Source organism: Marinithermofilum abyssi (assembly GCF_014641195.1).
Lineage (GTDB): Bacteria > Bacillota > Bacilli > Thermoactinomycetales > DSM-45169 > Marinithermofilum > Marinithermofilum abyssi.
The window spans coordinates 1-1,452 of record NZ_BMHQ01000034.1 but is presented as its reverse complement, the minus strand read 5'-3'; the positions used below and the strand labels follow the sequence as shown (position 1 = coordinate 1,452).

General features: G+C 44.6%; 1 rRNA gene. It reads left to right on the top strand.

What is annotated here, in order from left to right:
• A 16S ribosomal RNA gene (locus IEW70_RS17600) occupies positions 1-54 on the top strand; the annotation flags it as partial.
• Positions 55-1,452 lie beyond the last annotated feature (1,398 nt).

The following is a 1,452-nucleotide window of genomic DNA, read 5'->3' as shown; positions in this document are numbered from 1 at the left end:
GTGAAGTCGTAACAAGGTATCCCTACCGGAAGGTGGGGATGGATCACCTCCTTTCTACGGAGTATCCTTAGGATACAAAACGAACGAACCGGACGACGGGTCACGTGAACGACCGCTCCTCAGTTTTCAGGGAATGCTTTAACCCCTGACTCAAAACGAGTCAGGGGTTTTTGCTATATAGAAAAGCTTCTCAATATAGATTTTTGTCATGGATGCCTATCATGGATGAAAAAAAGAGTGCTTTGAAGCCCTTGTTGGAGTAATGTCAAAGATAAAATGTCAGATGCAATGGAGGCCTAAAAACCAGGGGATGAGGTGTGGTAAGGGATATTCCGTTTTGGTTGTGAAGGATGAAACACGGATTGCCCGTGTGGTTTAGTTGGAGTTGGAATACGAAGGTTATGATTACTGTGCGAGACAGTACGTCCGCCTTGATCGCTGTCAAGGAAGGAAATAGGATTTTGCGGACGCTATGATTTCTCATTTTAGTGGGATTGAAGTGCTGTGCCGGCTGCAGATGGAAGATGAACATACATCAGTGATTTTGCTGACAGCTCGGCCAAGGTGATGTACCAGCTAGTCTCGTTTCCCAATCCTGGATAACGTAACGGCCTTTGGCAGACTTGGCGGTAGACGAACAGACAAGAGAAGTTCCCCGGGCAGCCCAAACCATCGATCTGACCCCGCGCATCTGTTGCACAATATGGAACGTGAGCAGATGATCACCCGGATATGGGAGTATGATTTTGCAGGCGATATCAATATCGTGGATGTGTACACAGCACTTGCACAAAAAATCGATGCGGCTTTGAACCTTACTGATCTGCATTGTTCGGGGTGTGGGATATATAAAGTAAGAGCTTTGTTCATGAAAATAGTCAAAAATTCGTCTAATACCTACCGTATGAAGGCTGCCCGTATGAAGGCTGCGCTTTGAGCAGAAGGACTTCTGAGGGGTAAGAATGCTGTATGCAACGGTCATCAATCTGAGAAGAAGGTGCTTTAAGTTATTGTGCTCCAATTCCAGATGAAATATGATGTGGATCTTTTTATTCCAATTGCAATAACAAGGGCAGATACTTACGGAGGGGCTTTGACTGAGATCCGCAGTGTATTCGTATCGGAAAGTTATGTTCAGGGAAACTTTCCTGCGAAAATCTCGTAAAAAGGGGTAGCAATTGGACAGGATTTTTGCTAGAATACTTTTTGCGTCGTCACGACAAGGAAACAGCGGCATTCCTCCTAAATTTGGAATGAAAAAGATAAAAAAAGGTCTTGATTTGATTATCGAGCTGTGATATATTGATTCTTGTCGCTGACAAAAAGTTATGCACCTTGAAAACTGGATACGCAACACAAGCCAAGGAGTCTTCAACAGATGCGCAAAGCAAACTGTCGAAGATTTCACCGGAGCGATTTGAGGAGAAGTTACTAAGGGCACACGGTGGATGC